Genomic DNA, 12,339 nt, shown 5'->3' on the forward strand with positions numbered 1-12,339 from the left:
CGCAAAGCTCGTCGCAAAATAAAAAAACATTTCGCAACGGCTGCCTGACCCGCATCGTGCGGGCAAACGTTGCCGCAGGACGCGGCGAACTTAGATTGCCTTCCCTTTGAGAGGTGGCGCTCTTAGCCTTTGTACTCCACCTGAAACGCAAATCAGTAGTATTATTCATTCTTTCAAGTCCCATGAATCTAGTGTACACGGTACATTTTATATACTTTCTTATCTTTTAAAAAAGAAGGCCATCTAAGATTGGCCTTCCATACATTAAAAATATTTTATTGTGCTTGATAAAGGTACTTTTTCATTTGTTTCAAAATGACTCTTCTAGTTAATATCCCTAAAAAAGTTCGCTCATCGTCTACTACACAAACATAAGGATTATTTACTAATAAATCTAACCCTTTTTGAAATTTTTCATTGACATGAATAACAGCAACATCTGTTTGCATAATATCGTCCACTTTTAAATTTGGTAAACGTTCGTATTCAATATGTTCTAATCCTAAAATTTCATCTGTAATTTGTTGAGAACTTATTAAGCCCTGAAGTCTATATTTTATATCCAATACTGGAATAGAAGAATACCCAGTTTTTGTAAGTACAAGTAAAGCATGTTCTGCGTTATTTCCTAATTGTACATGCGCAACCTTTTCCGCAGAAATAATGAAATCCAAAATTGGAATTTGTAAAAAATCTTTGCTGCTCACGGTTATCATTGCATCCTACTCCTTTGTTTGCTTCTATCATAAGTAAACACCCTATGTAACTATCATAGCATATTTAAGGAATAAAAAACCCATGTAATCGCTTACTTTTTTTAGAAAGGATTAGCATTTAACCATTGCCCACCATCTAACGTTACTATTTCACCATTCATATATGAAGCTTTGTCCGACAATATAAATGTGGCTAGATCTGCAATTTCTTCTGGTTTTCCAAGCCTTCCAAGAGGAACAGATTGAAGTGTTCGTCTCGCAGCTTCTTCTGATTCCCACAGTTTTCCTGCTCCTCCAGTACGTTCGATAGGACCTGGTGCAATTCCATTTACTCGAATTCCATATTTAGTCCCCCACTCAACTGCTAATGTTCTTGTTAGGGACATAACACCAGCTTTTGCGGCAGCTGAATGTACTACTCCAGCTCCTGCTCCCCATGCGTAAGTGGCAAGCATATTTAAAATAGAACCCTTACTCCCTTTACTAATCCAATAATTTCCAATAGCACTTGAACAATAAAAAGAACCATTTAGAACGATATCAATTACTGCTTTCCACCCATTAGGAGAAAGTTTTTCTGCTTCTACTATAAAATTACCTGCTGCATTATTAACTAAACCATCAATATGACCATATGTTTTGTCTGCAAACTGAATCATCGCTTCTACATGTTCTGGTTTACGAACATCCATTTGAAAGTACGATATAGTATTACCATATGCTTCAATTTCTTTTTTAGCGCTCTCTAGTTTTTCTAAGTCACGTCCAGTGATGACTACATTAGCACCTTCTGCTACAAACTTCATCGCCATGTACTTCCCCATCCCATTTGAACCACCTGTAATAATTATCGTTTTTTCTTTCAGCATAATCAAACACCCCTTTTTAATTGAATGAACATTCACTCAATATTTTATCATACAAAATGAAAAAAAACCGTAAATTCTTAATAATGAATTTACGGATTTTCATGCTGCATATAAGATTCGTTGATACGTTCAATTGGAACAGGTTTACTGAACAAGTAGCCCTGAGCTTTTTGACAATTAGCGGATTTAAGTATTTCTACTTGTCTGTCCTTTTCCACTCCTTCGGCAATAACTTCCATACCTAAGCTGTGGGCAAGTTGGATAATCGTTGTAGCAATAGCTGCATTTTTATCATCTAATTCCATGTCTTTTATAAAAGATTGGTCTATTTTAATAATATCGATAGGATATTTCTTTAAATAGCTTAGGGAAGAATAGCCAGTTCCAAAATCATCAATGGAAATAATCACTCCTATATCCTTTAGTTCTTTTAACGTAGTAAACGTATCCTGCATATCGGTCATAGCACTCTCCGTGATCTCCACTTCTAATGAACTCGGACTGATCTCATACTTTTGTATTTTTCCGTGTATCTTCCTAGCAAAGTTGTCTTGGATAAACTGTTTTGGGGATATGTTTACTGCGATTCTTACTGGTCTATACCCTTTTTCTTGCCAATACTTCAACTGTTTACAAACCTCTTCTAGTACCCAATCTCCTATTTGCATGATCATCCCGGACTCTTCAGCAATTGGTATGAAATTCATAGGTGATACATAACCAAATTTTCTATTATTCCATCGAAGTAACGCTTCAAATGAATTTATTTCACCTGTTACAAGATTAACTTGCGGCTGATAATGAATAGAAAACTCTTCTTTTTCAATCGCTCTTCGTAAATGCGATTCCATTAAGGCATCATTTGGAAAGGCTAGATTCATATGTTCTTGGTAATAACGATAATGGGCTCTTCCTCTGTCTTTTGCTACAAATAATGCTTGATCTGCTTTTATAAGTAACTCATCCATTTTTTTCCCATCGTATGGAAACATGGAAATACCGATCGAAGCCGTAACAAAATATTCTTGATGATCTAAATATAGAGGCTTAGAAAGTTCTATTAAAATATTCTCTGCAAATTCACTGGTCTCATCTCTAGATTTACCATTAATGATAAAAACAAATTCGTCTCCACTTTGTCGATATAAGTTATTTGATTTATCGATGTACAATCCAAGTCTATCCGCAATTTTTTTTAATAGCTCGTCTCCATAATTATAGCCAAGTGACTCATTTATCAATTTAAATCGATCTAAATCAATTCGAACTATAGATATTTCACTATCTTGTACCGCATTCATTAAAGTATCCCGTAAATGTTCCTTCAAGGCCCGTCTATTCCATAAGCCAGTTAGATGATCATGATAAGCAAGATAATACAATTGTTCTTGGTCATCTGACACTTCCGCAATATCTCGAAGAACCAAATGCAAACCACTTACATTACTATTTGTTTCCAAAGGCATTGCTTTTAAATACATAGGTAAATAATGGCCTTTTACATGCAGTATTAAACATGTTTGCATTTCTGTAGCATAGCCAGACAATGTTTGCTTCATCATCAATTGAAAATTTCTCATCGAGTTTTCTTCAATAAGTTGTTCGATTGGTTGACCTAATAAAACCTTTGGATCATACCCTAACATTTTGGATGTCATAATATTTATATCAAGGATATTTCCATTCTCACAAATTGAAATAATAGGATCCAAATTATTATTAAATAAAGAAAGATATTTGTCTTTATATCCCTTTAATACATTTTTTTCTTTTTCGTCATTCGTCCTATCGTACATCGTTACCCCATAAATAGTTTCTATTCCATCTTCTAGCAAAATAATAGCAACATCATATATATATAATTTATTTTGTATGGTAAAAGAAATATTTTGATGGAACTCGTACCTTTGATTGCTCACCAATAATGCTAGTATTTGGTTCAATACATCTTCCAGTAAGCTTTGTTCAACCGGTTGAAAGATAAAAGAAGCAGCATCATTTACGTAAATAAGAGAAAATCCATTTTGTTCATCTTTTTTAAGCAAATATGTTGGGATTGAAGGATTTTCCTTGATGATATTTATTAAATAATCACTGATAGCTAATCTTATATTTGATGAATTATGCATTTGATCCTCCAATGATTCCATTAAAAGTACTTTAATATATATAACTTTACTTTATTTATCGGTTTATTGACTACTTTCTTTAGAAATGTCTTCCATATATATTTATTTGTATAATTTTTCGGATTTGTGTACACAATTACCTGTAAAATTGGTATGATATACTTATTGGAGTGCTTTAGAAGGGAGATTATATGTCAGTTATATTAGATGAAAAAAACATAGCAACAGCAATCTATACAGTAAACCGTCATGCGAAAACAGCACTAGATAACAAGCCACTATATGAGTTAAAAAAGTTAACAATTGATAAACTTTTAACTGAAAACAAAGCGAAGAAAGTTGGACTTCATTTTGTTCGAAATCCTAAACATAGTCAACAACAATCCTCTGTCTTGATCCAGTACGCCGACTATTATTTTCATATGATTCCGGTAAAAGAAGATTTTAAGAACCTCCCGCATCTTGGACATCTAGATGATTCCTATCGAAACCCAATTCGAAAGATGAATTTAAAGATAGCTAAGCAGTTACTTACCGAATATATCGGTCCTCAACCTATTGTGAAAAAGTCCTCGAAGAAACCTGTTGTTTGCACTAAGTCTTACATGAGTGAGCAAAGAAAGAAAAGTACAATGAAATCCTATTTAGATCGATGAGAAGTTTATAATCGAATTGAAACTAACAGGAAGAAATTATTCTTCCTGTTAGTTTTTTTGCATAGAAAATAATATATAATGTATTTTGCAAACTCTTCTATCAAGGTAGATATTTCCTTTTCCGTCTAGATTACAGAATCATTTTTCCAATAGAACATCATTTTTAAACTGAATTTTTTGGATCAGTTTACTAAATAATGAAGCAAGTACTTGCTGGAATAACATTCCGAAGACTACAGGCATTGCAACTTTTGCAGGAAAATAAGTGGTTGCAACAACAACCCCAACTGCAATGTTTCTCATTCCACCAATGAAAACAAATGTAGTTAGAATACTAGTATCCTTCCAGATAAATCGACCAAGTAGCATAGCAAAAGTATAGCCGGAAATAGATAGAATGAGTACAAAGATTATTACAACGATTAGTTCCCAATTAACATCTTTTAGATAGGGTGCAACAGCACTACTATTAATCATAATGACTGCAAAAAGACATAATTTTGACAGCGGTGCTAAGTGTTTTCCTAAGGTGCTTTGGATAGCACCTCTAGAAACTTCATTAAGTACAATCCCTAGAATAGAAGGCAGAACTATCATCCATAGTAAATCTATGACAATTGCTGATGTATTAATAGAAATACTTTCACCCACAATTAAATGCAATAAATACGGCATAATTATTGGAGATAATAATGTATCAATTAATACAATAGACAAGCTAAGTGGTAAATGTCCTTTACACATATTAACCCAAATGACACTTGTTACTCCAGTTGGAACTGCAACAGAAATAACAAATCCAATCGTTAACAAATGATCATCAAAAACAATTTTAGAAAGCCAATATGCCCAAATAGGCATCAAAATATGTAAAAATGCGATACTTACTAAAATTGTTTTATGGTATGTGTTAAAAACCTTTATATCGTTAAGCTTCATACTCAGACTACTAGAAAAAGTCATAATCGCAAATAGCCATGGAACTAAGAATAATAGATGTCCACCCACATCTTCAAAAAGTACTCCTAGAACTAAGCTTAAAGGAGTTAAAACAGCCATCCATTTTTGAATAAAGAAATTGAAATTTAGTAGCAAAGGAACGCCCTGCCTTCTAAATGATGTTTGCTCATACTAGAACATTTTAAACAAAGATTATAATATAAACTTGTCGATCTTCAGGACAAGTTCTGCTATTTCTGGTTTACTAATTTGATCCTCTGCTCCGACTTTATCTCCTTTGTGACGAAGATCATCCGTAATTAAACTAGAGAATATAAGTACAGGTAGCTTTGATAATTTACTATCCGCTTTTATCTTTTTAGTTAGAGCATGGCCATCCATTTGAGGCATTTCAATATCAGTTACAACAATTTGCACATGTTCTGTAATATCACTCGTCACTTTTGTTAGTTGTTCTAAATAGTTAATCGCATCTAACCCGTTCTCAAAAAACTCTAAGTTTGCGTAACCTGCTTCCGTCAAAGTGTCATGTAACAGTTTACGGAGTAAGGGTGAATCCTCTGCTATCACAATTTTTTTGTCTGAACGCTCCCGTTTTCCAAGCTTTTTCACGGACTCCACACTAATACCTGATTCTGGATTAATATCGACAATAATTTTCTCGAAATCTATTAATAGAATCATTTCTTCCTGTCTTTTAATAACCCCAATAACATGTGATGCGCTGCCTTGGTAGATTTCTGATGGTTTTTCAATTTGATCCCATGAAATACGATGAATTTGCGTGACATTATCCACATGGAATACGACACGTTGTTTGTTGAACTCTGCTACGATAAACTTTTCTTGCTCACATTTATTTTGGACAGGAATACCTAACACTCTATTCATGCTTATTACGGGTAAAACCTCACCACGAAGTTGAACAATCCCTTCCACATGTGGATGTGCATGTGGGATAAATGTAATGGCAATAGGCTGGATTATTTCTTTAACCTTTATCACATTTATACCAAACTTATTTTGTCCAATTTGAAATTCTACAATTTCCAATTCGTTTGTGCCACTTTCGAGTAATATACCTTTATGATTGTTCATGATGATTCGCCTACCTTCATAATTATTAATACAGTTATTATAACATGCACTAGTAAATAATTACTATATTATAAATAGAGTTTAATTAAGGCTTGTGTACCATTTTCACCGTAACCATCATTCATTAAGTCCTCATACAAAGATTTTGCAAGTGTTAAACCAGGCAATGAAAGACCCATCTTTTCTGCCTCTTCCAAAGCAATTCTCATGTCTTTCACGAAATGCTTTATAAAAAAGCCTGGTTCATTATTTCCTGCTATCATTCTAGGAGCCAAATTGCTAAGTGACCATGAACCTGCTGCTCCTGTTGAAATAGAACGCAAAACCTGATCTAAATCCAAGCCGGCCTTCCTTCCATAAGCTAACGACTCACAAACCCCTATCATGCCTGTTGCAATAGTAATTTGGTTACACATTTTAGTATGCTGCCCAGCACCAGCTGTTCCTTGATATAAAATCGTTTCACCAAAGAGATTTAATATGGGAAGGGCTTGGTCAAACGTCGACTTTTCTCCACCACACATGATAGAAAGCTTCCCTAGTTGTGCACCAATATCTCCTCCAGAAACAGGGGCATCTAATGACAGTATTCCCTTCTCTTTTGCTTTTTCATCTATTTTCTTTGCTAAGGTTGGAGTAGACGTTGTCATATCTATTACCACTAAATTACGTTTGTCTATTTGAAAAATACCATTATCTCCAAAATACACTTCTTCTACATCCTGAGGATAACCAACCATTGTAAACAAAACTTCTACTTTTTGTGCAACTTCGCTAGGAGAAGCGGCCATTATCGCTCCTTCTTTTACAAGATCAGCTGCCTTCTCTTTCGTTCTTGTATAAATTGTTACCTCATGATGAGCGTTTAATAAATGCTTCACCAAACTTTTCCCCATTACACCTGTACCGATAAATCCAATCTTCAATTGTTTTGACATAGTTAATCCTCCATTTATATTTAATACATTTAGTGTACCAAAAAAAGAGGACCATCCATATAACTTTTGGATGGTCCTTAAAAAGGGGGAAATGAGAATGTTGCTGTGTTCTTTATTATTATGCCCCGCTCACTATTTTTTAAACATCTTTTTCAAAGAAAAATTTTGTTTTTATATTTTTTAGAGTTGACAGAAAAAATTCGGCCTTATCCGAGGATATAGTTAAACCACCATATCTTACTTCCTCATAAATTTGAATGAACTCATCCTTCACTGCCCATTCCATCCGTAGGAACCATTCACGAACTGTTTCACTTTTAGTCCGCTCAAAAGAAAACAAAGCGGCCTCTTCTTCAAATTCTTTGTACCGCTCTCTTAATAGTGATGTATCAACTTTATACAGTGAAAGCTGACCATTCCTTTGTTTCTCTTCCTGATCATCCTCTAACTCTTTATTTAAATAATGAATAACACTAGGCTCTGCCTCTAATGTATCTGGTTTACTTTTCAATAAAAATCGAACAAAAACTATGACCACAATAACTGCTAGTGCCATGAAGAAAATTTCAAAAGGAAAACCATTACCAAAACTTTCCGAAACCATTTCAGTTGGCTCTAGCTCCGTTTGCTCTTCCGACTGGATACGTTCACTTTCCTCCGGCACTTTAATTTCTAACCTATCTAATAATTTATCTAAGTATTCTAATAATGGAATAAATGGGATTATTGCGATACTCGTTACCTTTCCCAAAAGAAAACCTAATCCTTTTCTTATAAACGGACTCAAAAAATAAATGGCAGTAGATAAGCCTATAACAGAAAGCAATCCTAGGGAAAATCCACCTATCACCTGAGGCATGGAAGCGGAGTTTTGTTTATTCGTACTCATCCAAACAGCATACAACCTCATAGCGACAGGCAACACTATTCCTAAAATGACTATGCAGTAAAGTGGGAATATATAGTTCTCTATTCCAAGCATAAAACATATTAAATGAACAACTAAAAATAGTAAAAAGAAATTCAGATTATAGTTGCTTTCAACTGTTTGATCATCTTGTATTTTATTAAACCGTACTTGTATACGCCATATAGATATGCCTGCACCTAGTACAAACAACCAAAGAGGACTATTATACAAAAATAAGATTAGTAAAACACTAGTAGGAACTATAAACGGAATAACTGAATTTGGTCCTGTTCTACTCATTATTATTTGCATGCAGATTGCTATGATCAGTTGAAGTATAATCCATAAAAAAGGTAAGACAAAAACCGTTTCATGCTGAAAAATAACTAAAAGTAGCGCAACAAACCATATGTCTTGCATGTATTTCTCCAATGACTGTGCTTGAACTTTTATGGGGTTACTCATACTCATATTAACCATAAGAGATGCCCCCTACGTCCGCAGACGACTTATAAAATACATTTGTTCGCTGCTCCCATTGACGGAGCAATGGTGTATCCTTATGGGCATTATTCGTCATTACATATGTTGCAACTGGTAGCTCCTCATGCAAATCTAAGTATGCTAGTAATTTATCAAAAGGAATAATACTATGAGCAATCGATAGGACGGAAAGTAGTTCCATTGCCTGTATACGATGGGAATCCCCACTACCTAATGGGAGATATACAAAGGGCACTTTTCCTGTCGTACGGATATTTATAGCAAATGAAAAAGGGATATCTTCCTTGTAGCAAGCATCCACGTATGAAGCAAGCCACTCTAATTTTTCTTCAAAATCAGCAAGAACACTAAACTTGTCACCTACATTAACGACAAATAGAACCGACACATTTGCCACACGGGTAAATACCTTTGTCTGTAACTGCTGAGTCTTTGCACTAGCCTTCCAATGTATATGATGAAACTGATCTCCAGGTTCATATTCCCTAGTACCTATAGGAAAGAAAGGATCATCAAACAAAGAGGAATTCAAAACTAAATCTCCTTGCTTCAATTTTGATGGCGCAATATTGTCCTTAATAGTATATATATTAGGAAATACAATCGCATCGATAAGGATATATGGTTTAAATTCCAATAATATGGATCCATCTGTTAAAGGATGTGGTATTTGGATTTCGAGTTGCTTGATCTTGGCAAGTCCTCTGCTAACACCTTTAATAGGAATCTTTAAGGAGACACTTTTATTATAGCCAATAGAAAAAGGGATTTTAACTTCGTGAAAGTCCCCCACTGTTGTATTAGGAATTCCATTTGGCTCTATATTCGTTTGAAAAGATACGGTTAATACAGCGTTCCAAATTGGCAGACCTTTGTTGTGGAAAGTCAATGTAAAGTCGGAGGAAGTATTCGTCATTAAGCGTATTCTTTTTTTATCATTCACAAATTCAAATTTTTTCCCTACATTACGATAATAAATTATTTGCACTAGGCCAACTAATAATAAAAATGAAACAACTGCAACTAAAACAAATTGTTTAAAAAGAAAACTGAGAATGAGAGCAAAAACGAGGAGATCTATGTAAAATTTAGCGTTCCTCATACCTGAACCATGCCGATTCCAATTCATCGTGCACTGGCCTCAACAGGTGCTTCCACCTCTTCTACTATTGCTTTTAAAATATCAGATAGATTGTGAATAAGCATTCCTTGAGATGATAACTTCATTCGATGAAGACATACTGGTTCCAAAACCATTTTCACATCATCTGGTGTCACGAAAGTTCTATTGTTCACAAAAGCATATGCCTTTGCAGCTTGTAGCATAGCGAGAGAAGCTCGGCTACTTAAACCTAGTTCTATGTATGGATGATTTCTTGTATAATGCACAATTTGAATGATATACGTCATAATATCTTCATGGACTGTTACTTCTTTCACTTGCTCCGTCCACTCTTCAATCTGTTGCAATGAAACCATTTTATCGATAATAACTTTTCCTGGCGTCCGGCCAAATTGCTGTAGAATACTTTTTTCCTCTTCCTGAGAAGGATATCCTATTGTCAATTTAAATATAAAACGATCTAATTGAGCTGCCGGCAAAGGAAATGTACCTTGTTGCGATTCTACTGGGTTTTGTGTAGCAATAACCATGAAAGGACTTAACAGAGGAATCGTTTCTCCATCTATGGTGACCTGTTTTTCTTCCATTGCTTCTAGCAAGCTGGACTGGGTTCGTGGGGTTGCACGATTGATCTCATCGGCAAGTAATATATTACTCATTACTGGTCCTACGCGAAGAACGAATTCTTGTTTTTGCGGGTGAAAATAACTTATGCCGGTAACATCTGAAGGCAATACGTCCGGTGTAAATTGCAAACGCTTAAATTCACCTTGAATAGCTTCTGCAAATGCCTTAGCCATCATTGTTTTACCGGATCCCGGGACACTTTCTAATAGTACATGACCCTGCACTAATAACCCCATTAACATAAAGTTTATTTCTTTTTCTCTTCCAACAATGGCTTTATTCAGTTCTTGTTGTAATAATGACATATTACTCAATGAATTCTCTCCCCTTGTTATCACTCTATTTTGTTTTTTTCCTCATCTGCATCTATATATTGAAAATCATTTAATAACTGATCTAACTCTTCACTCAATTTAATCGTATCATAGCTTAAAACACCTTTTTCTAGTGCTGATTTATACATTTTTTCTCTTGTAGCCTCTAATCGGTTTAATCTTTTCTCTGACATACTGAATCACTCCTTTAAAAAACCTTCATTATTACTCAGTATACCTTTTGAATTTGTTTGCTAAACCTTAAAGTGTACGACAATTAATGACATTCTCAACTTCTAGCAATATTTAAATAGGTATATACTATTTGTCCACCTTGTTTTGCATTTCCAGAAAAATGTTTAAAATCTTCTCGTTGAACTAACACTTCTCTAAAATCGATAAAGTCATTTTTTTCTATGACTACGTCTTTAATATCGCCATTTTTTAGCATATTAAGTTTTTCTTCAAATGATTGTTGCATGTATGTTCATTCCTTTCATTTTTAAATTAAATTTTTTTCTAGAAGATTAGCGAAAATACTTTACGTACTCTTTATTTTAAGGCAAACTGTATTATATTATGTTCTTAAGGGGATGGGACACTCTATGAAAATAGCTGAAGTTGGGAATATTATTGAATTCAAAGATGGTCTTCAAGGCATTGTAGAAAAAGTCAATGAAAACTCGGTGATCGTAAACTTAACTTACATGGAAAACTTTAACGAACTAGAGACAGAAGAGAAAACAGTTGTCAATCACAAGCGTTATAAAATATTATATAGTAATGAAGATTAAACGTCATGCCGTTCCTCTCAAATAGAGGGAGGGTTTTTTTAAATATGAAAAGGATGTGTAGTATGTTTCGTCAACCACCAATATATCAGCTAGTACTTCCATTAATTCTCGCCTTTTGTTTATCCTGGATTACTTTTTCAAACGAAAAAGTATTTTGGTACTTTTATACTTTCTCTGTATTTTTCCTGATGGCAGCTTATTTCTATTTTTCCAAAAAAGAAGAAGACAACAATTCAATTCGCTTAAGTTTACTTGGGATTATGTTTGGGGTGATTGCTTATGCGGGTATGTTTGGGGCTTATCTCTTAATGGACATGGGACCAGCTTATTTGACAAACAGTATCGATAAATTTTTAAGCGTGTATGGTCCAACAGCCATTTGGCATTACTTATTGCTCCTATTCATCATTGCTCCTGGAGAAGAAGTTTTTTGGAGAGGATTAATCCAACAACAATTGAAAAATTATATGCAACCAAAATTTGCTGTTATTTTGAGCTCACTGCTATTTGGACTGTCGTTCATTTTCACTGGTTTTTGGATAGGTATATTAGGAGGATTTTTCGTTGGGATCATCTTTGGTATACTGTATGAGTGGAAACGTAGTATTACTGCAATAGTACTTGCACATATTACTTTGCTAATTCTATTGTTTTTAGTATTACCTTTCACTTGAAACAAATGATAACCCTTTTCGTCAATA

General features: G+C 34.4%; 14 protein-coding genes. 3 read left to right on the forward strand and 11 right to left on the reverse strand.

Going from position 1 to position 12,339, the window contains the following annotated elements; all coding sequences use genetic code 11:
• Positions 1-275 precede the first annotated feature (275 nt).
• From cbpB to LDK52_RS12935, 3 genes are all read right to left on the reverse strand, one after another.
• A complete protein-coding gene (cbpB, locus tag LDK52_RS12925) occupies positions 276-716 on the reverse strand; it encodes a cyclic-di-AMP-binding protein CbpB (RefSeq protein WP_277586369.1) in 441 nt (146 codons plus the stop codon).
• 101 nt (positions 717-817) lie between these two features.
• Positions 818-1,585, reverse strand: a complete 768-nt coding sequence (gene fadH / locus LDK52_RS12930; protein WP_277586370.1) for a 2,4-dienoyl-CoA reductase — start codon at positions 1,583-1,585, stop codon at positions 818-820.
• Positions 1,586-1,674: 89 nt separating this feature from the next.
• Positions 1,675-3,714: a GGDEF domain-containing phosphodiesterase gene (locus LDK52_RS12935; RefSeq protein WP_277586371.1), complete on the reverse strand. Its 2,040-nt coding sequence runs from the start codon at positions 3,712-3,714 to the stop codon at positions 1,675-1,677.
• Positions 3,715-3,905: 191 nt separating this feature from the next.
• On the opposite strand from LDK52_RS12935, the gene LDK52_RS12940 reads away from it, so the two are divergent.
• Complete coding sequence (locus LDK52_RS12940) at positions 3,906-4,370, forward strand: YkyB family protein (RefSeq protein ID WP_277586372.1); 465 nt, start codon at positions 3,906-3,908, stop codon at positions 4,368-4,370.
• Between the two features lie 138 nt (positions 4,371-4,508).
• Here the strand turns inward: LDK52_RS12940 and LDK52_RS12945 are convergent, their stop codons facing one another.
• The 8 genes from LDK52_RS12945 to LDK52_RS12980 form a co-directional block, all read right to left on the reverse strand.
• Positions 4,509-5,465, reverse strand: coding sequence for a bile acid:sodium symporter family protein (locus LDK52_RS12945; protein WP_277586373.1), 957 nt, complete (start codon positions 5,463-5,465; stop codon positions 4,509-4,511).
• A gap of 57 nt (positions 5,466-5,522) precedes the next feature.
• A complete protein-coding gene (locus LDK52_RS12950) occupies positions 5,523-6,428 on the reverse strand; it encodes a chemotaxis protein (protein WP_277586374.1) in 906 nt (301 codons plus the stop codon).
• A gap of 68 nt (positions 6,429-6,496) precedes the next feature.
• Entirely contained in the window at positions 6,497-7,366 is an 870-nt protein-coding gene (locus tag LDK52_RS12955) for an NAD(P)-dependent oxidoreductase (protein ID WP_277586375.1), read from the reverse strand.
• Between the two features lie 139 nt (positions 7,367-7,505).
• On the reverse strand, positions 7,506-8,756 hold the full coding sequence (locus LDK52_RS12960) for a hypothetical protein (RefSeq protein WP_277586376.1): 1,251 nt from the start codon (positions 8,754-8,756) through the stop codon (positions 7,506-7,508).
• Complete coding sequence (locus tag LDK52_RS12965) at positions 8,749-9,909, reverse strand: DUF58 domain-containing protein (RefSeq protein ID WP_277586377.1); 1,161 nt, start codon at positions 9,907-9,909, stop codon at positions 8,749-8,751. Before LDK52_RS12965 ends, LDK52_RS12960 begins: the two co-directional genes overlap by 8 nt.
• Entirely contained in the window at positions 9,906-10,835 is a 930-nt protein-coding gene (locus tag LDK52_RS12970; protein ID WP_277586423.1) for an AAA family ATPase, read from the reverse strand. Before LDK52_RS12970 ends, LDK52_RS12965 begins: the two co-directional genes overlap by 4 nt.
• 29 nt (positions 10,836-10,864) lie before the next feature.
• The gene (locus LDK52_RS12975) at positions 10,865-11,038 is read right to left on the reverse strand and encodes an aspartyl-phosphate phosphatase Spo0E family protein (RefSeq protein ID WP_277586378.1); all 174 of its coding nucleotides are present in this window, start codon (positions 11,036-11,038) and stop codon (positions 10,865-10,867) included.
• Positions 11,039-11,133: 95 nt separating this feature from the next.
• Positions 11,134-11,325, reverse strand: coding sequence for an abortive phage infection protein (locus LDK52_RS12980; RefSeq protein ID WP_277586379.1), 192 nt, complete (start codon positions 11,323-11,325; stop codon positions 11,134-11,136).
• Between the two features lie 124 nt (positions 11,326-11,449).
• On the opposite strand from LDK52_RS12980, the gene LDK52_RS12985 reads away from it, so the two are divergent.
• Both LDK52_RS12985 and LDK52_RS12990 read left to right on the forward strand, forming a co-directional pair.
• The gene (locus LDK52_RS12985) at positions 11,450-11,638 is read left to right on the forward strand and encodes a YkvS family protein (protein ID WP_277586380.1); all 189 of its coding nucleotides are present in this window, start codon (positions 11,450-11,452) and stop codon (positions 11,636-11,638) included.
• Between the two features lie 62 nt (positions 11,639-11,700).
• Positions 11,701-12,312 (forward strand): CPBP family intramembrane glutamic endopeptidase, encoded by a 612-nt coding sequence (locus LDK52_RS12990; RefSeq protein ID WP_277586381.1) that lies wholly within the window; start codon positions 11,701-11,703, stop codon positions 12,310-12,312.
• The last annotated feature ends 27 nt before the right edge of the window (positions 12,313-12,339 follow it).

This window comes from Psychrobacillus antarcticus (assembly GCF_029533155.1).
Taxonomy (GTDB): Bacteria; Bacillota; Bacilli; order Bacillales_A; family Planococcaceae; genus Psychrobacillus; species Psychrobacillus antarcticus.

What these genes read in the sequence shown, in the direction of transcription:
- cbpB (WP_277586369.1), bottom strand. Translation starts at nt 716, where the DNA reads ATGATAACCGTGAGCAGCAAAGATTTTTTACAAATTCCAATTTTGGAT.
- fadH (WP_277586370.1), bottom strand. Translation starts at nt 1,585, where the DNA reads ATGCTGAAAGAAAAAACGATAATTATTACAGGTGGTTCAAATGGGATG.
- LDK52_RS12935 (WP_277586371.1), bottom strand. Translation starts at nt 3,714, where the DNA reads ATGCATAATTCATCAAATATAAGATTAGCTATCAGTGATTATTTAATA.
- LDK52_RS12940 (WP_277586372.1), top strand. Translation starts at nt 3,906, where the DNA reads ATGTCAGTTATATTAGATGAAAAAAACATAGCAACAGCAATCTATACA.
- LDK52_RS12950 (WP_277586374.1), bottom strand. Translation starts at nt 6,428, where the DNA reads ATGAACAATCATAAAGGTATATTACTCGAAAGTGGCACAAACGAATTG.
- LDK52_RS12955 (WP_277586375.1), bottom strand. Translation starts at nt 7,366, where the DNA reads ATGTCAAAACAATTGAAGATTGGATTTATCGGTACAGGTGTAATGGGG.
- LDK52_RS12960 (WP_277586376.1), bottom strand. Translation starts at nt 8,756, where the DNA reads ATGGTTAATATGAGTATGAGTAACCCCATAAAAGTTCAAGCACAGTCA.
- LDK52_RS12965 (WP_277586377.1), bottom strand. Translation starts at nt 9,909, where the DNA reads ATGAATTGGAATCGGCATGGTTCAGGTATGAGGAACGCTAAATTTTAC.
- LDK52_RS12970 (WP_277586423.1), bottom strand. Translation starts at nt 10,835, where the DNA reads ATGTCATTATTACAACAAGAACTGAATAAAGCCATTGTTGGAAGAGAA.
- LDK52_RS12975 (WP_277586378.1), bottom strand. Translation starts at nt 11,038, where the DNA reads ATGTCAGAGAAAAGATTAAACCGATTAGAGGCTACAAGAGAAAAAATG.
- LDK52_RS12980 (WP_277586379.1), bottom strand. Translation starts at nt 11,325, where the DNA reads ATGCAACAATCATTTGAAGAAAAACTTAATATGCTAAAAAATGGCGAT.
- LDK52_RS12985 (WP_277586380.1), top strand. Translation starts at nt 11,450, where the DNA reads ATGAAAATAGCTGAAGTTGGGAATATTATTGAATTCAAAGATGGTCTT.
- LDK52_RS12990 (WP_277586381.1), top strand. Translation starts at nt 11,701, where the DNA reads ATGTTTCGTCAACCACCAATATATCAGCTAGTACTTCCATTAATTCTC.